The following is a 26944-nucleotide window of genomic DNA, read 5'->3' as shown; positions in this document are numbered from 1 at the left end:
AATGTCAGATCCCAAATTCATCCACCTGCGTGTTCATAGTGACTTCTCGATGGTGGATGGCCTCAACAAAGTTCCGCCAATCGTAAAGAAAGTTGCTGAGCTCGGTATGCCCGCAATGGCGTTGACCGACTTTACCAACCTATGTGGTTTGGTGAAGTTTTACGGTACAGCACATGGCAGTGGTGTTAAACCGATCATTGGTGCTGACTTTAAAATGCAGTCGGACGAGTTTGGTGAAGAGCTGACACAAGTGACTTTGCTTGCGGCGGATAATGTAGGTTATAAGAACCTGACGTTATTGATATCAAAAGCGTACTTACGTGGACATGTTCAACACCACCCAGTGATTGACAAAGCCTGGTTGGCTGAAATGTCTGAAGGCCTGATTGTATTATCCGGCGGTAAAAGCGGGGAAATTGGTCGCGGCCTTTTGAAAGGCAACCGTCAAATAGTGCAAGGGTGTGTTGATTTCTATAAACAGCATTTTCCAGATCGCTTTTATCTTGAGCTACTTCGTACCGGTCGTCCAGATGAAGAAACTTATCTTCACTTTGCGGTTGAATTGGCAGAGCAGCAGGACTTGCCAGTAGTGGCGACCAATGAAGTTGTATTCCTGAGTCCAGACCTATTTGATGCTCATGAAATACGCGTAGCGATTCACGATGGTTACACATTAGAAGATCCGCGTAGGCCAAAAAACTACAGTCCGCAGCAATATCTTCGTACAGAAGAAGAAATGTGTGAGCTGTTTGCTGATATTCCTGAAGCGTTAGAAAACAGTGTCGAGATAGCGAAGCGTTGTAACGTGACTGTGCGCTTAGGTGAGTACTTCCTACCAGCTTTCCCAACCGAAGGGATGAAAGAGACTGAGTTCCTAGTCATGAAATCCCGAGAGGGGTTGGAAGAGCGTTTAGAGTTCCTATTTCCAGATGAGGAAGAGAGAAAACGTCGCCGCCCTGAATATGATGAACGTCTTCAGATAGAGCTAGATGTTATCAACCAAATGGGATTTCCTGGTTACTTCTTGATCGTAATGGAGTTCATCCAGTGGTCAAAAGATAATGGAATTCCTGTCGGTCCTGGACGTGGTTCCGGTGCTGGTTCTTTGGTGGCTTACGCACTAAAAATCACCGATCTGGATCCACTAGAATATGACTTGCTGTTCGAACGTTTCTTGAACCCAGAACGTGTTTCGATGCCCGATTTCGACGTCGATTTCTGTATGGATAAACGTGACCAGGTTATTGACCACGTTGCGGAAATGTACGGTCGCGACGCGGTATCTCAGATCATCACGTTTGGTACCATGGCGGCAAAAGCGGTAATCCGTGACGTTGGCCGCGTATTGGGCCACCCATTTGGTTTTGTTGATCGTATTTCAAAGCTGATCCCGCCCGATCCAGGCATGACGCTAGATAAAGCGTTTAAAGCTGAACCTGCACTACCTGAATTGTATGAGGCCGATGAGGAAGTTAAAGAACTCATCGACATGTGTCATATTTTGGAAGGCTGTACGCGAAACGCCGGTAAACACGCTGGTGGTGTTGTAATTTCACCTACAACAATTACCGATTTTGCGCCAATTTATGCAGACGCTGAAGGTCACTTTCCGGTTACTCAATTTGATAAAAACGATGTTGAGACCGCTGGCCTAGTTAAGTTTGACTTCTTGGGTTTACGTACCTTAACCATTATTGACTGGGCGTTAGGGCTGATTAACCCACGCCTAGAGCGAGAAGGGAAAGAACCGGTTCAAATTGAATCCATACCGTTAGAAGACCCTGCCTCTTTCCGTTTGTTGCAAAACTCTGAAACGACAGCAGTATTCCAGCTTGAATCTCGAGGCATGAAAGAGCTGATCAAACGACTTCAGCCAGACTGTTTCGAAGACATTATCGCATTGGTAGCACTCTTCCGTCCGGGTCCTTTGCAATCGGGCATGGTAGATAACTTTATCGACCGTAAACATGGTCGAGAAGCGATCTCTTATCCAGATGAAAAGTGGCAACACGAGTCGCTAAAAGAGACGCTTGATCCAACCTACGGCATCATCCTGTACCAAGAGCAGGTAATGCAGATTGCGCAGATCTTAGCAGGTTACACGCTAGGTGGTGCGGACATGCTTCGTCGTGCAATGGGTAAGAAAAAGCCAGAAGAGATGGCAAAACAACGTGCTATCTTTGAAGAAGGTGCGATAAAGAACGGTATCGATGGCGAGTTGGCGATGAAAATCTTCGACTTGGTAGAGAAGTTCGCCGGTTATGGTTTTAACAAATCGCACTCTGCTGCTTATGCATTGGTTTCTTATCAGACTCTTTGGCTGAAAACACATTACCCTGCCGAATTTATGGCTGCGGTAATGACAGCCGATATGGATAACACGGAAAAAGTCGTTGGCTTGGTCGATGAGTGTTTCCGTATGAAGCTCACCGTGCTGCCACCAGACATCAACTCTGGCTTATATCGCTTTAATGTTGATGAAAATGGCGCAATTGTTTACGGTATTGGTGCGATAAAAGGGGTAGGTGAGGGTCCTATCGATGCGATTCTTGAGGCGAGAAATAAAGGTGGTCACTTTAAAGACCTATTTGATTTCTGTGCTCGAGTTGATCTAAAACGCGTCAATAAACGAGTGATAGAGAAGCTGATTTACGCGGGCGCGTTGGATCGACTAGGCCCACACCGCGCGGCGATGATGGCGTCACTCAATGACGCGGTAAAAGCAGCAAGTCAACATCACCAAGCTGAGGCGTTTGGTCAAACAGATATGTTTGGTGTGTTAACGGATGCACCTGAAGAAGTAGAGCATAAGTATACGCAGGTTCCGCCTTGGCCAGAAAAAGTGTGGTTAGAGGGCGAGCGTGATACCCTAGGTCTATATTTGACAGGGCACCCAATTAACGCCTACGTAAAGGAACTAAACAAATACACCAGTTGTCGACTAAAAGACGCAACGCCCACTCGCCGCGACCAATCTGTCACGGTGGCAGGTCTGGTTATTGCCGCTCGTGTAATGACGACTAAGCGTGGTACACGAATTGGCATTATGACACTGGATGACCGAAGTGGTCGCATGGAAGTGATGTTGTTCTCAGATGCACTGGATCGATACGCTGAACTTCTCGAAAAAGACAGAATTTTGGTCGTTTCTGGACAGGTCAGCTTTGATGACTTCAACGGTGGCCTTAAAATGTCGGCGCGTGAAGTTATGGATCTCGGCAGTGCGCGCGAGAAATACGCTCGTGGTTTGTCGGTATCGATAGATGCAAATCAGATCAACGATCAGTTTTTTGAGCAGTTCAGCCGTATTTTAGAACCGCACAAAGCCGGAACCGTACCCGTCAATGTATACTACCAGCGTGCCGACGCCAGAGCGCGGTTAACATTGGGCACCGAGTGGCGAGTTACGCCAAGTGATACATTACTCGACGATTTAAAACAGTTGCTTGGCAAAAGCCAGGTAGAACTCGAATTTAACTAAAAATTCAGCGCAATATGTTAGACGCTGAGTAAACAAGGATTCATAGATGAGCCTAAACTTTCTTGAATTTGAAAAGCCAATTGCAGAACTAGAAGCGAAAATTGAAGCATTACGTGATGTCTCTCGTCACGGTGGTGATTCTGCGATTGACCTGGATAAAGAAATCGAACAGCTTGAGAAGAAAAGCTTAGAGCTGAAGAAAAAAACCTTCAGTGACCTAGGTGCATGGGAAACAGCTCAACTGGCTCGTCACCCACTACGTCCTTACACGCTGGATTACATCCAACACGCTTTTGAGGAGTTTGATGAATTAGCGGGTGACCGCGCGTTTGCAGACGACAAAGCGATTGTGGGTGGCATGGCTCGCCTTGAAGGCCGCCCTGTGATGATCATTGGTCACCAAAAAGGTCGTGAGACCAAAGAAAAGGTGAAACGTAACTTTGGTATGCCGAAACCAGAAGGTTACCGTAAAGCGCTACGTTTGATGGAAATGGCAGAGCGTTTCAACATGCCGATTATCACATTTATCGACACGGCTGGCGCGTATCCAGGTGTGGGCGCAGAAGAGCGTGGTCAATCTGAAGCTATCGCGAAAAACCTAAAAGTGATGTCTGGTCTTAAAGTGCCAGTAATCTGTAACGTTGTTGGTGAAGGCGGTTCTGGTGGTGCACTAGCAATCGGTGTAGGCGACTACGTGAACATGCTTCAGTACTCTACGTACTCAGTAATTTCTCCTGAAGGTTGTGCTTCAATCTTATGGCGTGATTCAGACAAAGCGCCACAAGCGGCAGAGGCAATGGGTCTAACTGCTCCGCGTCTTAAAGAGCTTGAACTGATCGACGAAATCATTGAAGAGCCACTAGGCGGCGCTCATCGCGATCATGTTCAAATGGCAGCGAATATGAAAGCGACACTACTTCGTCAGCTAGAAGATCTAGAACAACTGGATGAAGAGACGCTACGTGAGCGTCGTTACCAGCGTCTAATGAGCTACGGTTACTGTTAATTTCGGTGATTGCTATTAAGCGTTAGCTGATATCTCAAGTGATAACAGTTAAAATAGAAAGGGTTGGATGAGAGTCCAGCCCTTTTTTTGTACCTATCGGATCGCTTATGGAATCGCTTTACCCGCATTTTGCTCAAGTTCTCGGCCGCTACTATCAATTAGGCACTAAGGTTGTCTTGGCGTTTAGCGGAGGAGTGGATTCACGTCTTTTACTCGAATTACTCAGTCGCTACCAACAAGCGCACTCTGTAGAGTGTCACGCTGTGTATGTGCACCATGGTTTAAGCTCGAATGCCGATAATTGGGCCGATAAATGCTTACTTTGGGCACAACAAGTGGGGATATCGTGCTCGATCGAGCGAGTGAGCTTAGACATCAGCAATGGTGAAAGTATTGAACTTCTTGCTCGTGAAGCTCGCTACCAAGCCTTAACTAAGTACATTCAAGAAGGCGATATACTGTTGACTGGTCAACATGCCGACGATCAAATAGAGACTTTTCTCCTTGCGCTTAAGCGCGGTAGCGGGCCAAAAGGGTTATCTTCGATGGCGGAGAGTATGCCGTTTTCTTGCGGATCTCTAGTTCGACCATTGCTTACTATCAAGCGGAAGACCATCGAAGACGCCGCTACTAAATTAGGCTTGGAGTGGGTGGAAGACGAAAGCAATCAAGATACCCGTTATGATCGTAACTTTCTTCGTCATTGTGTTGTTCCTGAATTGTCTGGTCGTTGGCCGAGTATCCATCAAGCGGTTCAGCGCAGTGCAAGCTTATGTGCTCAACAAGAAGCGCTATTGGATGAACTATTGAGCGCGGTGTTTGAACGCGCTTTACAAACGGATCTAAGTTTGAGTATTGAAGAACTGGCTAAGCACAGTGAATTAGCACGTGCGCGCTTGATTCGTATGTGGCTAGCTAAGCTTAATACTAGTATGCCGACTCAGGTACAACTCAATCTTATCTGGAATGAAGTGGCATTAGCTCAGCAAGATGCCAACCCCAAACTACAACTTAAACAAGGTGAAGTGCGCCGTTTTCGAAATCGTCTCTATTGGGTAACGGAAACGGCTGATGTCACTAAGTGGCAAAGTACGATTCAGGTTGATGCGACTTTGTCGCTGCCTGAGGGACTCGGGGAGCTGACCTTAACGACGAGTTCTAGTAACGCAACGATTGCGCTACCGAGTCAGCCAGAATTGCTTCGCGTGACCTTCAATCCGGAAGGTTTATCAGCGCATCCAACCACGCGTAATCACAGTCGAAAACTGAAGAAGTTATTCCAAGAATACAATGTGCCAAGCTGGCTGCGTCGTCAAATTCCGATTTTAATGTACCAAGACCGAGTCGTTGCTGTGGCAGATTTGTTCGTTGACCAGGCGTTTAATGGTCAAGATTGTGAACTTATTTGGCGCAGGTAATGAAAATTCATGCCACAATGTCGATTATAAAATATAAAAATCCTTAAATAATAATTGATTAGGTGAAGCAATGAAGAAAACAATCATGGGTGCAATGGTGGCGTTAACCATGTTTAGTGGGCAAGCTCTAGCTGCGGGAGATGCTACAGCAGGTCAAGCAAAGTCGGGAGTATGCGCGGCGTGTCATGGCGCTGATGGTATTGCTGTCATTCCGGGTTACCCAAATCTGAAAGGGCAAAATGAGCAATATATTATCAGTTCAATTAAAGCTTATAAAAATAAAGAGCGAACAGGTGGGCTTGCTGCTGTGATGCAAGCTCAAGCTTCATTGTTGTCTGATGAAGATATCGCTAACCTAGCGGCTTACTACGCAAGTTTGAAGTAAACGCGAGTCTGAAAAAGCTTGGACGATTGGGCATTGAGCAGTCCTCACTGGGGTTTTATCAACTCACGATATTCGCTATGTTAATTTGCTCAATCTGGATTTTCGCTGGTGGATCAGAGACAAACATTGAATGTTGCGAAACGCTAAACGATAATAAGCGCAATCGATTGAAGCTTAAGGGATGAACATGAAAAAAATTGAAGCGATTATCAAGCCATTTAAACTGGATGATGTTCGAGAAGCGCTAGCTGAAGTTGGCATTACAGGGATGACCGTCTCTGAAGTGAAAGGCTTTGGTCGCCAAAAAGGTCACACCGAGCTTTACCGTGGTGCAGAGTACATGGTGGACTTTCTACCTAAAGTGAAGCTCGAAATCGTTGTAACGGAAGATGTGGCTGATAAATGCGTAGAGACAATCATTGAAACCGCGCAAACTGGTAAGATTGGTGATGGTAAAATATTCGTCACTGATATTGAGCGTGTGGTTCGTATTCGTACTGGTGAAGAAGACGAAGACGCGATCTAAGGTTTCTTGTCACCTGTTTCGTATTTATTATGCTAAAAGGGAGCCAAGTCGCTCCTTTTTTGTTGTTTGCTTATTAGTGAAATCATTTAACCCGAGATTTGTTGTTCTAGATTTCGGGTGCCTACATTCAGGTTTGTCGTATGTTTAAGCGTTTTTTTCTGGCGTTAGCTTTTCTCGTAATAGCGGTATTGGTTGGCTTCCAGGTTATTTTCACCGTACCAGATCAGCCGCAAATTATTACTCAAACAGGTACCGAGCTGACACAAGATATCAGGTGCATCGAATTTAGCGATTCAAAAGCTCTCGATCATGACGGCAAAATCAATGTGCTTGTCTGGAATATCTACAAACAGAACCGGGCTAACTGGCAACGTGCACTCGATGAGTTTTCTGCTGATAAGCAGTTACTGTTATTGCAAGAAGCCAGCATGACACCATCATTTAAACAGTGGTTGGTGGATGGTCGCTGGGTTAGTAATCAAGTGAGTGCTTTTAAGGCGCTGGGTAGCGGTGCCGGTGTAATTAGTATTGCTCAAGGGCAACCAGAAAAAGCCTGCGCTTACACCTCTAAAGAGCCGTGGCTTCGCTTACCTAAGTCTGCATTATATAGCCAGTATCACTTGAGTAATGGCGAGAAACTCGCAGTGGTGAATGTACATGCGATTAACTTCACCGTAGGTACAAAAGAGTATGTATCGCAGTTAACGGCGCTTGAAATGCTTTTAAAGCATCATGTGGGGCCAATTCTATTTGCTGGAGACTTCAATAGCTGGAGTGAATCTCGCGTTAATGCGATGAGGCAGGCCTTAAAGGCTGCGGACTTACAAGAGGTGACGTTCTTGCCGGATCATCGAGTCCAATTTATAACAGGGTTACCACTGGACCATGTGTTTTACCGAGGTCTGACGCTTAAGTACGCAAAAGCGCCGCAGAGCGACGCTTCCGATCATAACCCATTGTTATTGTCATTTACGTTAAATAACTAGCTTAGGTTACCACAATATAAAGTGCCCAAATAACGTAGAAGAATACCCATGGCAGGCTTGCTATCACCAAAGCTTGGCCACGTTCAAACTCCGTCCACGTCAGTACAACGCCGTAGCCGAGCACAATGTACCAAGGCAGAAGCAAAGGTAACGAGCTAGCGAAATGAGACCATTCGTTAGTAAGAGGCAGCTTTAATAGACCATTGAGGCTATTTAAATCGGCAGCGTAAGTCATTACCTGACCATGCTTGAGTAGCAAGCTCGCGTAGCTTGCTACATCGCCCAATACTGCTGGGAATAAGATAGCACACGATGCGGCAAACCATTTCCAGTAACCGTATTGTTGTTTGCTTGCCTTTGTTGCAAGAAAGAACCAAAGCGCGAGCAATAGTAAGGTGGCAAAGCGGTTGAATACATCATTGATGATCGCGCTTGCCATTAGCGTGTTTGGTTCTAATAGCTCAATCTGCTTCGGGTCGATTTGCTGAAATTGCGCAGCAAGTTGGTCACTGAGCCACGTGAAATCGACATTCGAAAAGTAAGCACCCCAGAATAAAAACGGACTAAGCATCAGGAAGATGAACGGTTGCCATCCCCATCCACCGCGTTGATAAAGCGCAAGAAAACAAGATGTTGGAGAACGAAAAATGTCCAACAGCATCACAAGTGGATTGCTTGATGGGTTCATACACTTACCTTCGTTACGTCAACGTACAACTTAAGCTTTTGACCTGGTTGTAAGTATTTTTTCTTGTGTAGCGAGTTCCATTTCACGATGTCGTTCGTTTTTACTTTGAACTTGCTTGCAATGCCGCTAATGGTGTCGCCAGAGCGAACGTTGTAGAAAACGGTACGGATCACAGAACCTTTGTCTGAGTCCTTCCATATCACTAGCTTTTGACCCACACGCAATGGATCTTTAGGGCTCATACCATTCCATTTAGCTAACGATTTATACGACACTTTATTGTTACGTGCGATTGACCACAAACTTTCTCCAGACTGAACGACATGGGTGAGCTTGAGTTGACCACGAGCACGAGATTGAGTCTTGTTTAATCGGTTTTGTGCCGTTAATGCGTATTTTGCATCGTCTTTTGTTGATGTCGGAATCAACAGGTATTGACCAATACGAATATTGTTATTCGATAGGCCGTTGGCACGTCGAATGACTTTCGTGGTTGTGCCGTATTTATTAGCTAGCACGCTTAAAGAGTCGCCAGATTTCACCTTGTAGCGAGCGACCTTCATCCCTTTACCGCGATTTTTCTCCACCTTGGTGAGAAAAGTCTCTTTTTTCTCTACGGGAATCAAAAGTTGGTGCGGCCCCTCAGGCGCTGTCGACCACTGGTTGTATGCTGGGTTGTAACTCTGCAACTCTTTTACGCTAATGCCGGCATAATCTGCGGCAATAGCCAGATCTAACTGCTCTTCTGGATCAACAAGCGTTAGAACAGGCTTGTTTGGAATTGCAGGAATATTAAGTCCGTACTTGTCTTGGTTTGCGATAACGTCAGCCAAGGCCAATAGCTTAGGAACGTAACTGCTGGTCTCTTTTGGTAAGTCTAATGAGAAGAAATCGATAGGTTTACCGAGCTTTTTATTCTTACGAATTGCGCTAGAAACTCGGCCTCCACCGCTGTTATAAGCGGCGATTGCATGTTCCCAGTTACCATCAAAACGCTCGTTTAGTTGTACTAGGTAGTCCAGCGCTGCATCCGTTGCTGCTGCCACATCTCTGCGACCGTCATACCAGTAGTTTTGCTCTAATCCCATCATTTTTCCGGTGCCTGGGACAAATTGCCACAACCCAGCCGCGCTACCATGTGAGTAGGCAAAGGCATCGAATGAACTTTCCACTACAGGAAGTAATGCAAGCTCCATTGGGAGTCCGCGCTCTTCGATACGTTTTGTGATCATGTATAGAAAAGGAGTCGCACGCTTAGATACCGTGTAAAGGTGATTTGGGTGCTTTAAATACCACGTACGGTAGTAGTCCACTTTCTTGTGGTTTGGGATATCCATGTCCAGCTGCATGGCGATACGTTGCCACACATCTTCTTGTTCTTGGGGGGAGAGAACTTTAGGCGTGTCGTTAGCGGATTTTTTTGCTAGTGACGATTTATTGCCCGGTTGAGCTTTTACTGCATTTTGCTTTGCAGTCTGCTCAGATTTATTGGTTTCTGGTGTAGAAGACGTTGAATCTGACTGAGTCAATTGACAGCCAGATAATAACAACGCCAACGCCCAAGTATACTTCAAACGCATGGATTCAGCCTATTTAGGGCCTGTTTATCTTCACCTGCCTGTCGCGCAACGTAATGTGCGTGGCAGTCGCAAGATAATAGACATCTTTTAAACACTAACTAATTTATAGAGGCAAAGAGCTTCTAATTATGCAATGGGGAGAAATTCAAATAGATTTATATCAACCCCAAACGTAAGAGAAGCGCCAGTGGCGCTTCTCGAAAAATCAGTCCCTGATAATACTGGGGTCTTGCAAACTTACAAGCAGAAAATGGTTAAAATTCGTTCTTCCACTCGCGTAAAGCAGTAAAAACCGAGCATGGATCGCTATTTTTAATGCGACTAGCAACAGATTGAACCACGTCAGGGTTAGAGGTTCGCAAGAACGGATTAATCCACTTTTCTTTGCGTATTGTTGTTGGAAGTGTCGGAATGTTGAGTGCTCGCAGTCGGTTTACATCGTCGCGATATTGGCGAAGTTGCTCATTGTCAGGTTCAACCGCTAGAGCAAACGCCACGTTACTCGCGGTGTATTCATGCGCGCAGAAGACTTGAGTTTCTTCTGGTAGAGACGTTAGTTTGCTCAGTGATTCAAACATTTGCTCAGGCGTACCTTCAAAAATACGACCGCAGCCAGCAGAAAAGAGCACATCACCGCAAAACAGTTTTCCGTCCCCAACGTAACCGATATGGCCCAAAGTATGGCCGGGTAACCCAAGTACTAAGAAAATCTCACCAAACAACTCCAGCTTGTCGCCTTCTTCCATTGGTGTCGTTAGGGTTGGAATTGGCTCTGATTTTGGGCCCACAACGGCGACGTCAGGAAATGCACGCACTAAGTCTGGAACGCCACCAATGTGATCGTTGTGGTGGTGCGTAATTAAAATCGCTTCTAAAGTTAATTCGTTAGCCTGCAGAAATTCTAATACTGGCTTCGCATCGCCCGGATCAACGACTGCGCAGCGCTTATCGCTATTTTGTATCAGCCAGATGTAATTATCATTAAATGCGGGTATGCTTTTGATCTCTAACACGATTCGTTCTCCGTCACCCATTTTAGTCAGGTGGTTAATGAAACCAGCACTCAGCAACAAAACTATACCACACCCGTCGACTTGGTCAGCAATGAACAACGGTCCGTGGGTGCTTGAGTCAATCCAGACCCGACTTGATGAATGGTGCCCGAAACTCTTCGGCTACCATATGCTCAAACTGGGCGGGTTGAGCTGTGAGCTAACCAGCTGTAATTGTAACATTCAACACCAAGTCAACGTAGATATCCAGAACCCGTTGCATAATGTGATTGCAGATGGTTACGAATTACCCTTTTTGGAAAAAAGCTTTGATGTTGTGATACTCGCTCATCAGCTCGACTATGCAAGCGATCCACACCGTTTGTTGCGTGAAGTCGATAGAGTGATGATGGATGATGGCTATGTAATTATTACTGGATTCAACCCATTAAGCTTGACTGGATTAGCGAGTTTGCTTCCATGGCGTAAACATAATTTGCCTTGGAGTGGACGAATGTTTACGTCGAACCGCATCAAAGATTGGTTAGGGTTACTTAATTATCAAGTGATTCATTGTGATCGTTATGCGCTGTTTCCGATGAAACGTTACCGTACGATGTGGACATGGTTGGAAAATAGTCTTGGTGATTGGGCATCACCCGCTGGGAGTTTGTATTACATAGTCGCGCGGAAACGGACATACCCTCTCAAGCCTATCAAACCGCATTGGCGCTTGAAGAAAAAGCTCACACCACTTGGGGTGATGAATCGAGAGGGTAACACTATGAGGAAAGAATCTCGCTAAGAGGGTTGGTAACCTGTATCTTCCTCAGTTGGGTTTTCTGCAGCAGTCCGGGCTAGCTCATCACACATTTCGTTCTCACGATGGCCCGCGTGGCCTTTTACCCAATGCCATTCAACTTGATGGCGTGCGGTTTCTTTGTCTAGAGCTTGCCATAAATCGGCATTCTTCACGGGTTTTTTATCCGCTGTTTTCCAACCACGCTTCTTCCAGTTATGGATCCACTGAGTAATACCTTGGCGCACATATTGGCTGTCAGTCGTTAAAGTGACTTTACAAGGTTGTTTTAACGTCTGTAGCGCGACGACAGCCGCCAACATTTCCATGCGGTTGTTGGTAGTTAACGTATAGCCTTTGGAAAGTGTCTTTTCTACGTCTTTGTAACGCAATACTATGCCGTAACCACCTGGTCCTGGGTTACCTAAACAAGAACCGTCAGTGAAAATCTCAACGTGTTTGGTCATATTTTTTGGTACTATTAGCCGAAACATTTAATAAAGCATAGTCTGACATACATAACCTTATGAATACCAGCAGCAATTCTGAATATAACCGCATTGTCGTTCTCGATACCGAAACCACAGGTATGAACCGCGAGGGTGGTCCTCACTACATGGGACACCGCATTATTGAAATCGGTGCCGTGGAGATCATCAACCGTAAGCTGACTGGTCGTCACTTCCACGTTTATTTAAAACCCGATCGTGAAATCCAACCAGAAGCGGTTGAAGTTCACGGTATTACGGATGAATTCTTGGTTGATAAACCGGAATACGCGAGCGTGCACCAAGAGTTTCTTGAGTTTATTAAAGGCGCAGAACTTGTTGCCCACAACGCGCCCTTCGATACCGGCTTTATGGATTACGAGTTTGGCATGCTCGATCCTAACATCGGCAAAACGGACGACTACTGCAAGGTGACCGATACCCTTGCTATGGCGAAGAAAATCTTCCCTGGTAAGCGAAACAACCTTGATATCTTATGTGAACGTTACGGTATTGATAACTCGCACCGTACACTCCACGGAGCTTTGCTCGATGCGGAGATTCTAGCCGACGTTTACCTCTTTATGACGGGTGGTCAAACGAGTCTAGAATTTAACGCGAATAAACAAGAGGGTGGGGTAGAAACCATTCGTCGTATTGAAGGAAGAAAAGCGCTAAAGGTTTTGCGCGCAAGTGCCGATGAACTAGAAGCTCACCAAAAAAGATTAGAGTTGGTGAACGACTGTATTTGGCATCAATAGGAGAAGCTATGTTGAGGGCTTTGTTGGTCGCGTTTTTAGCGATATGGAGTAGTCTCTCGAGTGCTGCGAGTGAATCTACAATGTCTTTGTTAGACAATCGCTTTCGAGTTGATCCAACCATCGAGCAGATCACGTTTTTGGTTTATCGTGAGCAAAGTTCTCAGCCAGTTGTTTTAGTCCGTCCTGACGGTAAAAAATACTATGCTTGGGGCTCTTACGACAATGTACGTTGGTATCAAGAAGCCTCACTCGATATTATTTCCGTTGATAACCCGATGCCAGGTCCATGGCAGGCTGTGGGGAAAGTTACGCCTAAAAATAACATCCGCTTAATTTCTCACCTAAAGCTCAGTACGGACCTGTTCCCAAACCGATTATATAATGGGGAAGCGCTTAAGTTTACAGCTCGCCTGACCTCCGACGGCAAACCTCTTGTATTGCGCGACTTCCTTGATCGCGTGAATCTGCGCGTGACATTTACCAAGTTTGTCGAAAATGAAGATGAGCTGATCAAAGAAGCTCGTCCAGTGCCGATGGTTGTGGGTGAGTTTGCTGATGACGGCCGCGGCTTGGATGAAAAAGCAGGGGATGGAGTGTTCACGGTTCAGCTCCCAATAGACGTTGAGCCTGGTAAGTACCGCGCGCGCATCACGTCTGGCAATGGCGTATTCTTACGAGCGCAAGAACAAGTCATCTTGGTTTATCCGAACCCAATCTCTCGTACTTTTATTCAGGCTCGTAATCCCGATAAGCCACATCAATTAGTGGTGAGTGGTGAGCAAGGTATGATTGCACCAGGCTCTATTGCAGTCACAGTGAAAAAGGACGCTCCCGATGGTTTCATTAGTTACAGCCAAGGACAGGTCTCTAAAGATGGAATGAGAGTTACGTTGAACCTCAATAACGATGCTGAGCTTGGTAAGTACGCATGGCGCGGCGAGATCTTTACCACTGATTTTGCAACCCAGCGTCCGTTGGTGTTTCCTATTCCAGAGCAAACCTTCAGTGTTGTTGATGAAGTTGATCTAGAAGCTGCTCGAATTGCAAAAGAAGCTGAATTAGCCGAGCAGCGCCGTATTGAAATGGAAAAGCAAATTATCGCTGAGCGGGAGGCTGAGCGTAAGCGCAGCATGATTATTATCGCGGTGGGTAACGTGATAATGCTGCTGATTGTGATCATTGCATGGATAGTCTGGCGCAAAATTAAAGCGAAGCGCGATGCCATGCCAGAGATGCAGTTAGAAGTGCCAAAGAAATAGTAGTAACACATAAAGCGAGAAACGGAGCCAATCGGCTCCGTTTTTTCAGTTTAAGTTTGAGACAGAATTTGATGTTTCTCATGGTCATTAATCATTTTATTTTAAAGTAACACCATGATTTAACGTTGATTAATCATAATAAAGCTCGCATGATACTGTTTACGTTTCGACTTGATTTTAGTGCGTATCGACGGAGTGAATTATGACAATTGGAGAGTTAGGACTAGAACATTTACCACGACAAAAGGCCTTGGTTGAGTCAGCTTATGATGCCTTTTGTTCTGAAAAAGACGTTGTTGCCGCGGTATTGCTTGGTTCATTGTCATCAGGACAAGGTGACCGTATTTCGGACGCTGATGTTGTTGTATTTACTCAAAACAACTTCCATAAAGCCTCAGAGCCTTGCTTTACCCAGTTTGAAGCTAATAAAGACATTTTTTATCGCCTTGAGGGAGAGCACAACGAAAATGCGTGTTTCAAAAAATACATTTTTAATGACTTAACCAGTGCAGAGATTCATTGTTTAGATCTCTGTGAGCCCTTCAAACTTTCTAAGCCATTTAAGACTTTATTTGATAAAGCTGATGTGATTGGGGGCATGGTTACTGATGAACCTGCGCCAAAGCATGAAGATTTCCCAGTTTATACCAGTGGTGATCAAGGACTGATCTGGGAACTCTTTGATTGTATTAAGTGGTTGAGCAGAGATAACCATGAGCTTGCTAAGTCCTATTTGAAAAAACTCTCTGAGAAACTCTAATTTGAGAGTCATCTCCGTTCCTCCCACTGAAGTTAGCTAGGCGGTTAGGTTATGAAATACAAAAAGCGTCAGAAGTATAAATACACTCTCCATTCTGAAGAAAAGATTGAGACTCACATTTCAGTGAGTAACGCGTATGACAGCCCTTTTCTTAGTTTGTCCAAACAAGGCGTGTTAACGATTAAAAAGGGCTATGCATGGGATGGAGCGAGTGGGCCAGCGTTAGACACAAAAAACATTATGAAAGCTTCTTTAGTGCATGATGCTCTTTACCAACTCATGAGGGAAGAGGTGTTGCCACAAAGTGCTCGAAAGCATGCGGATACGTTGTTGAGAGAAACATGTTTAGAAAAAGGAATGTCTAGCTTCAGAGCAACTTATATCTATTATGGCGTCAGAGTTGTCGGTGGCTTCTTTTCTAGACCTGATACTTTGTGTGCTTAATGGGAACATCTTTCCAACGTCTAACTGTTTATTTATACAGTTTAGTTATGTAAGCTCCAAGGTGATACAAAGGAGTAGTACATAATGACAATAAGATATGAAGAGCATGTGCCAAGCCCGAAAGAATACTGTGATATGCGTGTCAAAGCCGGGCTATCACCCAAATCGTTGAAAGCTGCTGAAATTGGTCTACCCAATTCGTTATATGGCGTATCTGTTCGAGATGAAGGAAAGCTCATTGCAATGGGTCGGGTTGTTGGTGACGGGGCGTGTAACTTCGAAATTGTCGACGTTGCCGTTGATACTGATTATCAAGGCAATGGTTTAGGTAGAAAAGTCATGGAATACATCGACGGTTATCTTTCATCTGTTGCACTTGAAGGCTCTTACGTTTCTATGATTGCTGATGAACCGGTCTTTTACGAAAAGCTTGGTTATAGGCTGGTGGCTCCTAAAAGCCAAGGGATGACAAAAAAGTTTAAGCCAAAGGCGTAACACGTATTCAGCTGTGAAGATAAGCACTAGAAAACAGGAGTTTAATTTCCTGTTTTCTACATTAAATTTGTATTTAAGCCACTTCTGGAATTGGTTTGGGTGGCTGCTCTAAATCAGGCTCTTTTTGAACAGTAGGAATTTGTCCCTCACCCACAGCACTGATGTAACAGCCACTAAGTTTAATGGCAAGGTACATATCAGCTCGCAGTAAAATGCCTCCTTCACTGGTGCTGATACCAGTAAGCTCACACCATTGACGAAGACGTCGTTTCCTTCCTGCGAGGATTAAGCGTACACCTCTCTTTTTCAAAGTATTGTGAATATCTGCCAGTGTTGCCATCACACTGAGATCCAAGTGAGTAAAGCTCGATACGGCGTCGATGACAACGCAACTTGCGTCTTTGTGATGCTCTGCCTGCTCTAACACTCTACGTTTAAAGTAAGGAGCATTGAAGTAAGTTAGCGGTGAGTTAAAGCGGTAAATCACCATTCCAGGAATAGGCGAAGCTTTTCCTGAGTCGTCGATGGTCCGAATGGTACCTTTTTCATCCAAGCCAAGTAGCTGATCACTCGGTCGCATGACGATCCGTAAAAATTGAAACAGCCCTAGCAATACCGCCAAAGTGATCCCCGGTATTACACCCACGATCAACACAGAAATAAAAGTAATGATGGCCAGATAAAATGCATCTTTGTCACGAGATTTTAATTTCCAAATTGCTTTAAGATCGAGCAGCGATAGGGACGCAATGATCAATACAACACCAAGTGAAGCGATAGGGATGAACTGCAAAGGCTCGTAAATAAATACCGCAATAATGGCGATGGTGATTGCGGCGACAATCGAAACTAATTGAGATTTACCGCCATTTGCATCATTGACGGCTGTGCGTGAGTCAGCGCCGCTTATCGCGAAACCTTGTGAAAACGCTGAGGCAATGTTGGCAAAACCCAACGCCTGAAACTCTTTATTTGCATCAATATCATAACCGTTTTTAGCCGCGAAACTGCGGGCGGTGAGCATCATGCTAACAAAACTGACAATCGCAAGGTTGAGCGCTGGGACTACTAGTTCACGAACTTCACCTAGCTCAAATTCTGGTGTTTGAAACTGAGGGAAGCCACCTTGAGTGAGTCCGACAACCGATACGCCCATCTCTTGTAAATGGAAAAACCAAACTGACGCAGTAGTTACGAGGATCGCCAGCATGGCAGCAGGCCAAGTTGGTCGGTAGCGTTTGGTGAGCAAATAAACGACAACCGTCACGATACTCAGAGTTACAGTAGGCCAATGAAGATCGGTTAATCGTTGTGGAGCTTCCCATAAACGTTCCAGTAAATAACGTTGCTCGTATTTCAAACCGACTACTTTCGCAAACTGACCAACGATAATTGTGAGAGCAACACCGTTGAGTAGACCCAAAAGAATCGGACGAGAAAGGAAATCTGCAAACACTCCTAGCTTGAAACGACTTGCCAGTACACACCAAATCCCCGTCATCGCTGTCATGGTCATAACCAACTGCCAATGTTTTGTGGGGTCACCTGCGGCAAGTGGTGTCACAACAGCAGCGATCACTGCACAGGTTGCTGCATCGGGTCCGACAATGAGTTGTCGAGATGTGCCCATCATGGCGTAAACCAACATTGGCAGTACACACGAATACAGACCGACAATTGCGGATACACCAGTTAACTGTGCATAAGCTATGGCAACTGGCAGTGCAACCGCGACAACAGAAAAGGCGGCTCTAAAGTCGTTAACAAACCATTCTTTTTGATAATGCTTAAGCTGAACAAGCCCTGGGAACCACTGTGCGAGTAATATTTTAGCCAACGGATTTACCATATATGTGAGTGAGTTACTTAAAGTATACACCGCTTAGTTGGAACGTCTGTGAGTTAGTTATCACTGGAAATCGGGGGAAAGATTGGAGTGCGTGGCTTTTATTGCGATTGCGCAGGGGCTTCGTGGTGTGAGGTGTTATGAATGCGATTCTGGAAGCAATAAAAACGGGAGCTGATACTCCCGTTTGTGGTCTCAGATACTAGAGTTACGCGACACTATCCATCTGAGGGTATAGCGGCTTTGCGGCAAGCAGTTCCGGCTCAAAATCGTCAACGTTGATTGTATCTAGACGATGCTGTTCCGCTTCTCTGAGTAGATCGGCTTCTTCTTGCGTGATAAAGCCTTGCTCTAGCCCTTCCTGAGCAATCATATCCAAACGTAAGAATGGGCGACGCTTACCCTGCGCTTTACATACTTTGTCAAACACAGGCTCAGCTTGAAGAATGACTGATAGTGCAAGTTCAATCTTACCTGCTGCGTTGTGCTCGGTTGGTTCAAGGTATTGACCGCGACCAATGCGTGAGCGCGTTGCACTTGGCGTTTGTAGAATGCGCGCCACTTTACTGTCTAGTTTATCGCTTGGTGCTTTGCGTACGCGACCAAATGGCATGATTAATACGCGTAGCGCACGGCCAATTACTTTGTTCGGGAAGTTTGCTAAGAATTCATCTACTGCCACTTCCGCTTGTTTCAAACTGTCTTGTAGACCCCAGTGTACTAATGGTAAATCTTCGACTGGACGGCCATCTTGCTCAAAACGTTTCAACGTCGCAGAGCTCAAATATAGCTGGCTTAGAATGTCACCAAGACGTGCTGATAGACGCTCTTTACGCTTCAAAGAGCCACCTAGCACTGCCATTGAGATATCCGATAGCAGAGCAAGGTTTGCACTGTAACGGTTCAATTGTTGGTAGTAACGCTTGGTTGCATCTTTGGTTGGTGATGAAGAGCCCAGACCGTCGCTCAAACCAAACCAGATACTGCGCACTAGGTTACTCATTGTAAAGCTCACGTGACCAGCAAGCGCTTTATCAAATTTCTCGACAGCATTACTTGCTTCAGAATACGCCGCGTTCATTTCTTCAAGAACGTACGGATGGCAACGGATTGCGCCTTGGCCAAAGATGATCATTGAGCGTGTTAGAATGTTAGCACCCTCAACCGTTACCGCGATTGGCGCACCTTGGTAACCACGAGCTAGGAAGTTAGAAGGTCCCATACAGATACCTTTACCGCCTACGATGTCCATTGCATCGATGATGCTTTGCTGGCCGCGGTGCGTACAGTGATACTTCACGATAGCTGAGATTACTGATGGCTTTTCACCTAAGTCGATACCCGCAACGGTTAAGTTGCTTGCTGCATCCATCACGTAAGCATTACCACCCAAGCGTGCTAATGGTTCTTCAACTCCTTCCATATGGCCGATCGGCTGTTTGAACTGACGGCGAATACGTGAGTAAGCACCGGTTGCCATTGCCGCAGTTTTGATGCCACCTGTTGAGTTTGAAGGTAGCGTGATACCACGTCCAACCGACAGACACTCAACCAGCATACGCCAACCTTGGCCCGCCATTTTTTCGCCACCGATAATGAAATCGATAGGAACAAAGATGTCTTTACCGCGCGTTGGACCATTTTGGAATGGCACATTGAGTGGGAAGTGTCGGTTACCAATCTCAACACCTTTGACATCAGTTGGGATAAGCGCACAAGTGATGCCAAGATCTTCTTTGTCGCCTAGCAAACCTTCAGGGTCGCGAAGTTTAAATGCTAAGCCTAGTACCGTTGCGACTGGCGCTAGGGTGATGTAGCGCTTGTTCCAAGTTAGGCGCATACCCAGTACTTCTTTTCCTTCCCATTCGCCTTTACAGACCACACCGTAATCTGGAATAGATCCAGCGTCAGAACCCGCTTCTGGACTTGTTAGGGCGAAACAAGGGATTTCCTTACCTTCAGCTAGGCGCGGTAAGTAATGATTTTTCTGATCTTCAGTACCGTAGTGTTGCAGTAACTCACCAGGGCCTAAAGAGTTAGGAACACCAACGGTAGACGATAGAACGCCAGAAACACCCGTTAATTTTTGTAGTACCAAAGATTGCGCGTATGCTGAGAATTCTAGACCACCGTACTTTTTCTTAATGATCATGGCGAAGAACTTATGATCTTTCAGGTATTGCCAAACTTCTGGCGGTAAGTCCGCGAGTTCATGGGTCACTTGGAAATCACTCACCATGGCGCACACTTCATTCACAGGGCCGTCTAAAAAGGCTTGTTCTTCCGCACTTAACTTAGGTGCTTGAATCGCGTGTAGCTTTTGCCACTCTGGTTTGCCTTTAAATAGTTCGGCTTCCCACCAGACGGTACCTGCGTCTAACGCTTCTTTTTCGGTTTGAGACATAGCTGGCAGCACTTTCTTGAAAAGCACTAACGCTTTGCGGCTAATTAAAGACTGACGTACGCCAGGAACCGCGAGCACAGCTGCGGCGAGAACGTAAATAGCCCAACCAATAACGCCGACAGTACCAGCTACTGTAAGAGCCAGCATGGCTGCGGTGAGTAAGCTAATAGATTTCACGAGAGACATGCGGTGGTAGAGCGTAATGCCTAGCACGATCGCCATCGTGATGATTGAGAGCAAGATGTCCATATGTATTTTCCTTTTCAGACTTTATAAGTTTTGTACGTCTGTATGTTAGGTAAGAGGTCTAACCAGTTGGTTTAAGTGTAATCAAAATATTAAGGAAATGTAAAACATAAGATTGGATAAAAAGTGATCTAAGTAGAGTTAAAATTCTAAAGTTGAGATTTGAGTGATGGTTTCATGAGCAAGTTGACAAGTTTATTACCATCACTAATCTAAATCTGTTGGTTCACTATCGACACTAATTCTCGTTTGTGGGTAAACTCAGAGTAATCAAACCCGAGTTCAGGTTTATGAAATGTCCGATACCAAATTGGTATCAGAACAATTTGCTCAGTGAGTCTAGAGCTGACTGAAGCCGAAATAATAAAGAGAACGTCTTATGTACCATGATCTGATTAGAAGTGAATTAAACGAAGCTGCTGAAGTGCTCAACAAATTTTTAAGCGATGACCATAACATTGCGCAAATCGAAGCAGCGGCGAAAATGATTGCTGACTCATTCAAGCAAGATGGTAAAGTATTGTCATGTGGTAACGGTGGTTCTCACTGTGATTCAATGCACTTTGCCGAAGAGCTAACAGGCCGTTACCGAGAAAATCGTCCTGGCTATGCTGGTATTGCTATTTCAGATCCAAGCCACCTTTCTTGTGTGAGTAATGACTTTGGTTATGACTTCGTGTTTTCACGTTATGTAGAAGCGGTTGGTCGAAAAGGTGACGTACTGTTTGGTCTGTCGACTTCAGGTAACTCAGGTAACATCCTGAAAGCGATTGAAGCAGCACAAGCGAAAGGCATGAAGACGATTGCGCTAACAGGTAAAGATGGCGGCAAAATGGCAGGCCTTGCAGATATTGAAATCCGCGTGCCACACTTTGGTTATGCAGACCGCATTCAGGAAATTCATATTAAGATTATTCATATCATCATTCAGTTGATCGAAAAAGAGATGGAATAATCGTTTACGGCCACCGTTTCGAGCTGTGTTGTTAGGGAGTTTTTTTAAACCATGTGTGAATTGCTCGGTATGAGCGCTAATGTTCCAACGGATATTTGTTTCAGTTTTACTGGGCTCATGCAGCGTGGAGGTCGAACCGGCCCACACCGTGACGGATGGGGGATCACCTTCTACGAAGGGAAGGGCTTTCGAACCTTCAAAGATCCCAAGCCAAGTTGTGAGTCTAAAATAGCAGAGTTGGTACAAAATTATCCCATCAAAAGTCGTGCGGTCGTTAGTCATATCCGACAGGCGAATCGTGGTGGTGTTAATTTAGAAAATACTCATCCCTTTACACGTGAGCTGTGGGGTAGGTATTGGACGTTTGCGCATAACGGTCAGCTCTCTGGCTATCAAGACTTGCATACAGGTCGACATCGACCTGTCGGTGAAACAGATAGTGAACTGGCATTTTGCTGGTTATTGAAGCAAATGGAAGATCGATATCCTGAGCCACCAAAGGATATGGAGTCGGTATTTTTATATGTTGCTAAATGTTGTGATGAGCTAAGAGAGAAGGGTGTATTTAACATGCTTCTGAGTGATGGTGAGTATGTAATGACGTATTGCACCAATCATTTGTATTGGATCACAAGACGCGCACCGTTTGGAAAAGCTGCTTTGCTTGATGAAGATGTGGAAATTAACTTCCAAGAAGAAACCACGCCACATGACATCGTTTCTGTGATCGCAACTCAACCTTTGACGGGCAACGAAGCTTGGCAGCGTATGAAACCTGGCGAATACGGCTTGTTTCACCTAGGTGAACTAGTCAAAAATAATGCCTCTGAACTGGTAAATGTGCCGTTTTCGGCGGCTAAGCCGGGCAATCAAGCGCCAACCGAACCGTTAGAGTGATGGTCTCTTACTCTGAATATAAAAATAAAGCTCGCTTAATCGCGAGCTTTATTTTTATGCGTTTTAAACCGAGGGCGGATACGGATGAGCATTCTTACTTTCTAGAGTGCTGGTAGTAGAGTCCTAGTCTCGCTAAGGCTTGCTGTAAAGACGTAACTGATAGAAATTTCTCATAAAACACCTCGTCAGTCTGAACGGTGAAGAACGAACCAGATTCAGAATCTACTTTCCGAGTGTTATGTTACTCAAGTGGTTATGGGATTTTTTAGAATGTTGGGTTTTAGGTTTCTAGTCTCACCATGGTTTTCTTGAATCAAGTTTATAAGTATTAAAACAACCAAGAGCAGCCCTCAGGCTGCTCTTTTGTGCCTGGAGTTTATTATTCAGGGCTACTCATCTGAGGCGTACCCATGTACGCCAAGCTCTGCGCCATCTAAATAGGCTTTACCATCCTTCATGATCAACCGCTCGTCTACCAGCCACTTAGCCACCATAGGGTAGATTCGGTGCTCCTGCGCCTGAACACGTGCCGCAAGTACACTAGCATCATCGTCTTCGAACACAGGAACTTTTGCTTGCAGTATGACAGGGCCACCATCAAGCTCTTCCGTTACAAAGTGCACACTCGTACCATGTTCTTTATCGCCAGCATCAATTGCTCTCTGGTGTGTGTGTAGCCCAGGATATTTTGGTAGAAGAGAAGGGTGGATATTGATCATCTTACCCATGTAATGAGAAACAAATGCGCTGCTCAGAATGCGCATGTAACCAGCAAGAATAATCACGTCTGGTTGGTATTCATCTATTTGACTCATTAGCTCTGCATCAAAGCTTTCACGCGAGCTGAATGCTTTAGGGTCGACAAAGTGACCGTCTACATCAAACTTTTTTGCACGTTCTAAACCAAAAGCATCTGCTTTGTTAGAGAACACGGCTGCCACTCGTGCGTTTGGCATGCTGTCTTCGCAAGCTTCCAAGATAGCTTGCAGGTTACTTCCGTTACCCGAGATGAGGACCACAAAGTTTTTTAGGGTATGGTTTTTCATGATGTCGAGAGCGCCTTGGTATTGTAGGTTGGAGTTATGTAGCTTCTAAACTACCTACTAATAGAATGGTTTTTAGTGTTCTAGATAGCAAAATGAGGACCTAGTCATCTAGTGTCCTCATTCTTCTTATCTTTTGAGCTCGATTTGCAAATTATTGGATTTCAACTTGCTCTTCGTTCGCGTCTGCTTGTGCGATTTGACCAATCACCCACGCGTTTTCGCCTTCTTCTTTAAGAAGAGCAACTGCTGCGTCTGCCTGGTCTTTCCGTAGTGCGACGATTAGACCTACACCACAGTTGAATGTGCGGTACATTTCGTGTGTGTCGACGTTGCCTTTCTCTTGTAGCCACTTGAAGATAACTGGCCATTCCCAACTGTTACCATCGATAACTGCTTTCGTGCCTTCAGGCAGTACGCGTGGGATGTTTTCCCAGAAACCACCACCAGTGATATGAGAAATCGCATGGATGTCGTGTTTCTCAATCATCTTAAGTGCTGACTTGATGTAAATTTTTGTTGGTTCTAGTAGGTGCTCACCAATAGTGCGGCCTGCTAGCTCTTCGCTCTTATCTGCACCAGATACTTCTAGGATCTTACGGATAAGGGAGTAACCGTTTGAGTGTGGGCCGCTTGAGCCAACAGCGATAAGTGCATCACCAGCAGCGACTTTCGTGCCGTCAATCACGTCTTCTTTTTCTACTACGCCAACACAGAAACCAGCTACGTCGTAGTCTTCGCCTTCATACATGCCCGGCATCTCCGCAGTTTCGCCACCAATTAGGGCACAACCTGCTTGAACACACCCTTCTGCGATACCTGAAACAACATCCGCTGCGGTATCAACGTCTAGTTTGCCTGTTGCGTAGTAATCTAGGAAAAACAGTGGCTCTGCGCCTTGCACGATAAGATCATTTACACACATTGCCACTAGGTCGATGCCAATCGTGTCGTGCTTGTTCATATCCAGTGCTAGGCGAAGTTTTGTGCCAACGCCATCAGTACCAGAAACCAGTACAGGTTGTTTGTATTTAGTTGGCAATTCGCATAGCGCGCCAAAACCACCGATACCACCCATAACTTCAGGGCGACGAGTACGTTTTACCGCACCCTTAATACGATCCACAAGCGCGTTGCCTGCATCAATATCTACACCAGCGTCTTTATAGCTAAGAGAAGAGTTGTTACCACTCACAGGGAAGTCCTCGGTATTAAGTTGGATATGAAAACGGCGCTATTCTAACAGTGCTTAAACATAGATAGCAAACGTTTGCGTCTGTTTTTTTCTTTAGTGATTTATCCTGATATCCCTGTGAAAATCATGTATAATCTGAAGGTTTGTTTAAATATTGCCAACTATAGCCGGAGATGGACATGAAAGTTGTTGAAGTAAAGCACCCTCTAGTAAAACATAAAATTGGTCTAATGAGAGAAGGTGACATCAGCACAAAACGTTTTCGTGAGTTAGCGACTGAGGTCGGTAGCCTACTTACTTACGAAGCAACGTCAGACTTTGAAACAGAAAAAGTGACCATTGATGGTTGGAACGGTCCGGTAGAAGTAGACCAGATTAAAGGTAAAAAAGTAACCGTAGTGCCAATCCTACGTGCAGGTCTAGGCATGATGGATGGAGTTCTTGAGCACATGCCAAGCGCACGTATCAGTGTTGTGGGTATTTACCGTGATGAAGAAACGCTTGAGCCAGTTCCTTACTTCAACAAGCTTGCTTCAAACATCGAGGAGCGTATTGCGCTTGTTGTTGACCCAATGCTTGCAACAGGTGGTTCTATGATTGCTACTATCGATCTCCTAAAAGAGAAAGGTTGTAACCAAATCAAAGTGCTGGTACTTGTTGCTGCACCAGAAGGTATTGAAGCGCTAGAAAAAGCACACCCAGATGTTGAGCTATACACTGCGGCAATCGATGAGAAGCTTAATGACAAAGGCTACATCGTTCCGGGTCTAGGCGATGCAGGTGATAAGATCTTCGGTACTAAGTAATTCTTTGATGTATTACTATGACTGAACAGAAAAAGGCTTGGTGAAAACCAAGCCTTTTTTGTATCTACAAGAGGAGAAAAGTAAGACACGCCACCTAATAAAGCGGCGCAGACGTACTATTTCGCGCTTTCTTCTTCCATTTGTGCGTTATCTACAACGTGGTTTTCACCTAAATCGTTTGGTAGCACAAGGTTAAGAATAATTGCCACGATACCGCATAGACTCACACCTTGTAGACTGAACTCACCAATACCGAAGGCCATACCACCAATGCCAAACACAAGGGTTACGGCAACAATCACTAGATTACGAGACTTATGTAAATCAACGTTATTCTTGATCAGTGTGTTGAGGCCTACCGTTGCGATAGAGCCGAACAGCAGAATCATGATGCCGCCCATGACAGGAACTGGAATCGTTTGAAGAACCGCACCTAGCTTACCTACCAATGCAAGTACGATTGCGGTGATTGCTGCCCAAGTCATGATCACAGGGTTAAATGCTTTGGTTAGCATTACCGCTCCTGTTACTTCACTGTAAGTGGTGTTTGGTGGAGCACCCACCATCGAAGCTGCGATAGTTGCCACCCCGTCACCTGCGATTGTGCGGTGAAGGCCTGGTTTTTTCAGGTAGTTTTTTCCTGTAACGTTTGAGATAGCAAGCATGTCACCTACGTGCTCAACCGCAGGTGCGATAGCGACAGGAATCATGAACAAAATTGCGTTGATATTGAACTCTGGCGCGGTGAAGTTTGGCATGGCTAGCCAAGCCGCTTGTTCTACGGGAGTGAAATCAACCACCCCGTAGAATAGAGAAACAGAGTAACCAGCAAGAATACCACCAACAATAGGAACGAGCTTCAAAAAGCCTTTTGCAAAAACGCTGAGTACAATGGTTGTGAGCAGTGAGACCGCCGAGATAATGATCGCAGCATCACCATTAACTAGCTGTGCAGCTCCATCACCAGTTTTACCTACCGCCATGTTCACTGCTGTTGGGGCAAGGCCAAGGCCGATAACCATGATCACAGGGCCAACGACAACGGGCGGGAGAATTTTATGGATAAATCCAACACCACGCACTTTGATCATCGCCCCTAGAGCCACATAAACTAAGCCAGCTGCCATCAAGCCGCCCATCGTTGCACCGATACCCCAAGTTTGGATACCGAACATAATAGGAGCAATAAACGCAAAAGAAGAGGCAAGGAAGATGGGAACAGAACGTTTAGTCATTAATTGGAAGAGGAGGGTACCGACACCGGCACCAAAGAGGGCTACGTTTGGATCAAGGCCAGTTAGGAGCGGCACAAGCACCAAAGCACCAAAAGCGACAAAGAGCATTTGAGCGCCTTGTAACGCGTTTTTCATAATAATTCCCTATTTTCAAGATACGCAGACAAATCCGGCGAATACTATCATCCTGCAATCGTTTGCAATGTTGCATAGATCAAACTTTCGATTGAATTTTTCCCATAAATAGCA

At 45.4% G+C, this 26944-nt stretch carries 24 protein-coding genes; 15 read left to right on the top strand and 9 right to left on the bottom strand.

The features are described from left to right. The first annotated feature begins 1 nt into the window (after nt 1). From dnaE to R7Z77_RS15545, 6 genes are all read left to right on the top strand, one after another. Nucleotides 2-3481: a DNA polymerase III subunit alpha gene (gene dnaE, locus R7Z77_RS15570; RefSeq protein ID WP_005385364.1), complete on the top strand. Its 3480-nt coding sequence runs from the start codon at nt 2-4 to the stop codon at nt 3479-3481. A gap of 46 nt (nt 3482-3527) precedes the next feature. After that, a complete protein-coding gene (accA, locus tag R7Z77_RS15565) occupies nt 3528-4487 on the top strand; it encodes an acetyl-CoA carboxylase carboxyl transferase subunit alpha (RefSeq protein WP_005380365.1) in 960 nt (319 codons plus the stop codon). Between the two features lie 107 nt (nt 4488-4594). Next, complete coding sequence (tilS, locus tag R7Z77_RS15560) at nt 4595-5905, top strand: tRNA lysidine(34) synthetase TilS (protein ID WP_213896057.1); 1311 nt, start codon at nt 4595-4597, stop codon at nt 5903-5905. A gap of 70 nt (nt 5906-5975) precedes the next feature. Then, nucleotides 5976-6290: a c-type cytochrome gene (locus R7Z77_RS15555; protein WP_005391816.1), complete on the top strand. Its 315-nt coding sequence runs from the start codon at nt 5976-5978 to the stop codon at nt 6288-6290. 187 nt (nt 6291-6477) lie between these two features. After that, the gene (gene glnB, locus R7Z77_RS15550; RefSeq protein ID WP_005380372.1) at nt 6478-6816 is read left to right on the top strand and encodes a nitrogen regulatory protein P-II; all 339 of its coding nucleotides are present in this window, start codon (nt 6478-6480) and stop codon (nt 6814-6816) included. A 140-nt stretch (nt 6817-6956) separates the two neighbouring features. Next, nucleotides 6957-7802 (top strand): endonuclease/exonuclease/phosphatase family protein, encoded by an 846-nt coding sequence (locus tag R7Z77_RS15545; RefSeq protein WP_132936887.1) that lies wholly within the window; start codon nt 6957-6959, stop codon nt 7800-7802. Between the two features lies 1 nt (nt 7803). Here R7Z77_RS15545 and R7Z77_RS15540 read toward each other — a convergent pair whose 3' ends face one another. The 3 genes from R7Z77_RS15540 to gloB all read right to left on the bottom strand — a co-directional run bounded on the left by R7Z77_RS15540 (nt 7804) and on the right by gloB (nt 11083). Continuing rightward, nucleotides 7804-8490 carry a YIP1 family protein gene (locus R7Z77_RS15540; RefSeq protein ID WP_005380375.1) on the bottom strand — a complete coding sequence of 229 codons (687 nt, stop codon included), beginning with the start codon at nt 8488-8490 and terminating at the stop codon, nt 7804-7806. Continuing rightward, entirely contained in the window at nt 8487-10070 is a 1584-nt protein-coding gene (locus R7Z77_RS15535) for a LysM peptidoglycan-binding domain-containing protein (protein ID WP_213967821.1), read from the bottom strand. Before R7Z77_RS15535 ends, R7Z77_RS15540 begins: the two co-directional genes overlap by 4 nt. A 254-nt stretch (nt 10071-10324) precedes the next feature. Then, entirely contained in the window at nt 10325-11083 is a 759-nt protein-coding gene (gloB, locus tag R7Z77_RS15530; protein ID WP_017636045.1) for a hydroxyacylglutathione hydrolase, read from the bottom strand. Nucleotides 11084-11120: 37 nt separating this feature from the next. On the opposite strand from gloB, the gene R7Z77_RS15525 reads away from it, so the two are divergent. Next, a complete protein-coding gene (locus R7Z77_RS15525) occupies nt 11121-11867 on the top strand; it encodes a class I SAM-dependent methyltransferase (RefSeq protein WP_017636046.1) in 747 nt (248 codons plus the stop codon). Here the strand turns inward: R7Z77_RS15525 and rnhA are convergent. Then, nucleotides 11864-12328: a ribonuclease HI gene (gene rnhA, locus R7Z77_RS15520; protein ID WP_005380384.1), complete on the bottom strand. Its 465-nt coding sequence runs from the start codon at nt 12326-12328 to the stop codon at nt 11864-11866. The genes R7Z77_RS15525 and rnhA overlap by 4 nt on opposite strands. A 59-nt stretch (nt 12329-12387) precedes the next feature. Here rnhA and dnaQ point away from each other — a divergent pair, with 59 nt between their 5' ends. The 5 genes from dnaQ (at nt 12388) to R7Z77_RS15495 (ending at nt 16068) form a co-directional block, all read left to right on the top strand. Further along, on the top strand, nt 12388-13110 hold the full coding sequence (dnaQ, locus tag R7Z77_RS15515; protein WP_005380385.1) for a DNA polymerase III subunit epsilon: 723 nt from the start codon (nt 12388-12390) through the stop codon (nt 13108-13110). Between the two features lie 8 nt (nt 13111-13118). Further along, nucleotides 13119-14369 carry a TIGR03503 family protein gene (locus tag R7Z77_RS15510; RefSeq protein ID WP_017820744.1) on the top strand — a complete coding sequence of 417 codons (1251 nt, stop codon included), beginning with the start codon at nt 13119-13121 and terminating at the stop codon, nt 14367-14369. Nucleotides 14370-14571: 202 nt separating this feature from the next. Further along, nucleotides 14572-15129, top strand: a complete 558-nt coding sequence (locus tag R7Z77_RS15505; RefSeq protein WP_053304069.1) for a nucleotidyltransferase domain-containing protein — start codon at nt 14572-14574, stop codon at nt 15127-15129. A 51-nt stretch (nt 15130-15180) separates the two neighbouring features. Continuing rightward, entirely contained in the window at nt 15181-15573 is a 393-nt protein-coding gene (locus R7Z77_RS15500) for a DUF1353 domain-containing protein (RefSeq protein WP_017633769.1), read from the top strand. Nucleotides 15574-15657: 84 nt separating this feature from the next. Beyond that, the gene (locus R7Z77_RS15495; protein ID WP_206953327.1) at nt 15658-16068 is read left to right on the top strand and encodes a GNAT family N-acetyltransferase; all 411 of its coding nucleotides are present in this window, start codon (nt 15658-15660) and stop codon (nt 16066-16068) included. 73 nt (nt 16069-16141) lie between these two features. Here R7Z77_RS15495 and R7Z77_RS15490 read toward each other — a convergent pair whose 3' ends face one another. Together R7Z77_RS15490 and fadE are read right to left on the bottom strand one after the other, a co-directional pair. Further along, complete coding sequence (locus tag R7Z77_RS15490) at nt 16142-17917, bottom strand: SulP family inorganic anion transporter (protein WP_005380390.1); 1776 nt, start codon at nt 17915-17917, stop codon at nt 16142-16144. Nucleotides 17918-18122: 205 nt separating this feature from the next. Continuing rightward, nucleotides 18123-20567 (bottom strand): acyl-CoA dehydrogenase FadE, encoded by a 2445-nt coding sequence (fadE, locus tag R7Z77_RS15485; protein WP_005385392.1) that lies wholly within the window; start codon nt 20565-20567, stop codon nt 18123-18125. A 376-nt stretch (nt 20568-20943) separates the two neighbouring features. Here fadE and lpcA point away from each other — a divergent pair, with 376 nt between their 5' ends. Next, complete coding sequence (lpcA, locus tag R7Z77_RS15480; protein WP_005380392.1) at nt 20944-21519, top strand: D-sedoheptulose 7-phosphate isomerase; 576 nt, start codon at nt 20944-20946, stop codon at nt 21517-21519. Nucleotides 21520-21570: 51 nt separating this feature from the next. Beyond that, nucleotides 21571-22416 (top strand): class II glutamine amidotransferase, encoded by an 846-nt coding sequence (locus R7Z77_RS15475; protein ID WP_053304068.1) that lies wholly within the window; start codon nt 21571-21573, stop codon nt 22414-22416. A gap of 389 nt (nt 22417-22805) precedes the next feature. On the opposite strand, the gene purN is transcribed toward R7Z77_RS15475, so the two are convergent. Beyond that, the gene (gene purN, locus R7Z77_RS15470) at nt 22806-23462 is read right to left on the bottom strand and encodes a phosphoribosylglycinamide formyltransferase (protein ID WP_025768256.1); all 657 of its coding nucleotides are present in this window, start codon (nt 23460-23462) and stop codon (nt 22806-22808) included. A 151-nt stretch (nt 23463-23613) separates the two neighbouring features. After that, a complete protein-coding gene (gene purM, locus R7Z77_RS15465; protein ID WP_213967823.1) occupies nt 23614-24654 on the bottom strand; it encodes a phosphoribosylformylglycinamidine cyclo-ligase in 1041 nt (346 codons plus the stop codon). A gap of 179 nt (nt 24655-24833) precedes the next feature. Between purM and upp the strand changes: the two genes are divergently transcribed. Then, nucleotides 24834-25460 carry a uracil phosphoribosyltransferase gene (gene upp, locus R7Z77_RS15460; RefSeq protein ID WP_005380401.1) on the top strand — a complete coding sequence of 209 codons (627 nt, stop codon included), beginning with the start codon at nt 24834-24836 and terminating at the stop codon, nt 25458-25460. 116 nt (nt 25461-25576) lie between these two features. On the opposite strand, the gene R7Z77_RS15455 is transcribed toward upp, so the two are convergent. Further along, nucleotides 25577-26830 carry a uracil-xanthine permease family protein gene (locus R7Z77_RS15455; protein WP_005389855.1) on the bottom strand — a complete coding sequence of 418 codons (1254 nt, stop codon included), beginning with the start codon at nt 26828-26830 and terminating at the stop codon, nt 25577-25579. Nucleotides 26831-26944: the final 114 nt, after the last annotated feature.

The sequence above is a fragment of the Vibrio sp. 1401 genome (assembly GCF_033340295.1).
The sequence above is the reverse complement of the archived record's forward strand: the minus strand, read 5'-3'. Positions and strand labels throughout refer to the sequence as shown.

Coding starts and splice junctions, on each gene's coding strand:
- dnaE (WP_005385364.1), top strand. CDS start 2: ATGTCAGATCCCAAATTCATCCACCTGCGTGTTCATAGTGACTTCTCG.
- accA (WP_005380365.1), top strand. CDS start 3,528: ATGAGCCTAAACTTTCTTGAATTTGAAAAGCCAATTGCAGAACTAGAA.
- tilS (WP_213896057.1), top strand. CDS start 4,595: ATGGAATCGCTTTACCCGCATTTTGCTCAAGTTCTCGGCCGCTACTAT.
- R7Z77_RS15555 (WP_005391816.1), top strand. CDS start 5,976: ATGAAGAAAACAATCATGGGTGCAATGGTGGCGTTAACCATGTTTAGT.
- glnB (WP_005380372.1), top strand. CDS start 6,478: ATGAAAAAAATTGAAGCGATTATCAAGCCATTTAAACTGGATGATGTT.
- R7Z77_RS15545 (WP_132936887.1), top strand. CDS start 6,957: ATGTTTAAGCGTTTTTTTCTGGCGTTAGCTTTTCTCGTAATAGCGGTA.
- R7Z77_RS15540 (WP_005380375.1), bottom strand. CDS start 8,490: ATGAACCCATCAAGCAATCCACTTGTGATGCTGTTGGACATTTTTCGT.
- R7Z77_RS15535 (WP_213967821.1), bottom strand. CDS start 10,070: ATGCGTTTGAAGTATACTTGGGCGTTGGCGTTGTTATTATCTGGCTGT.
- R7Z77_RS15525 (WP_017636046.1), top strand. CDS start 11,121: ATGAAACCAGCACTCAGCAACAAAACTATACCACACCCGTCGACTTGG.
- rnhA (WP_005380384.1), bottom strand. CDS start 12,328: ATGACCAAACACGTTGAGATTTTCACTGACGGTTCTTGTTTAGGTAAC.
- dnaQ (WP_005380385.1), top strand. CDS start 12,388: ATGAATACCAGCAGCAATTCTGAATATAACCGCATTGTCGTTCTCGAT.
- R7Z77_RS15510 (WP_017820744.1), top strand. CDS start 13,119: ATGTTGAGGGCTTTGTTGGTCGCGTTTTTAGCGATATGGAGTAGTCTC.
- R7Z77_RS15505 (WP_053304069.1), top strand. CDS start 14,572: ATGACAATTGGAGAGTTAGGACTAGAACATTTACCACGACAAAAGGCC.
- R7Z77_RS15500 (WP_017633769.1), top strand. CDS start 15,181: ATGAAATACAAAAAGCGTCAGAAGTATAAATACACTCTCCATTCTGAA.
- R7Z77_RS15495 (WP_206953327.1), top strand. CDS start 15,658: ATGACAATAAGATATGAAGAGCATGTGCCAAGCCCGAAAGAATACTGT.
- R7Z77_RS15490 (WP_005380390.1), bottom strand. CDS start 17,917: ATGGTAAATCCGTTGGCTAAAATATTACTCGCACAGTGGTTCCCAGGG.
- fadE (WP_005385392.1), bottom strand. CDS start 20,567: ATGGACATCTTGCTCTCAATCATCACGATGGCGATCGTGCTAGGCATT.
- lpcA (WP_005380392.1), top strand. CDS start 20,944: ATGTACCATGATCTGATTAGAAGTGAATTAAACGAAGCTGCTGAAGTG.
- R7Z77_RS15475 (WP_053304068.1), top strand. CDS start 21,571: ATGTGTGAATTGCTCGGTATGAGCGCTAATGTTCCAACGGATATTTGT.
- purN (WP_025768256.1), bottom strand. CDS start 23,462: ATGAAAAACCATACCCTAAAAAACTTTGTGGTCCTCATCTCGGGTAAC.
- upp (WP_005380401.1), top strand. CDS start 24,834: ATGAAAGTTGTTGAAGTAAAGCACCCTCTAGTAAAACATAAAATTGGT.
- R7Z77_RS15455 (WP_005389855.1), bottom strand. CDS start 26,830: ATGAAAAACGCGTTACAAGGCGCTCAAATGCTCTTTGTCGCTTTTGGT.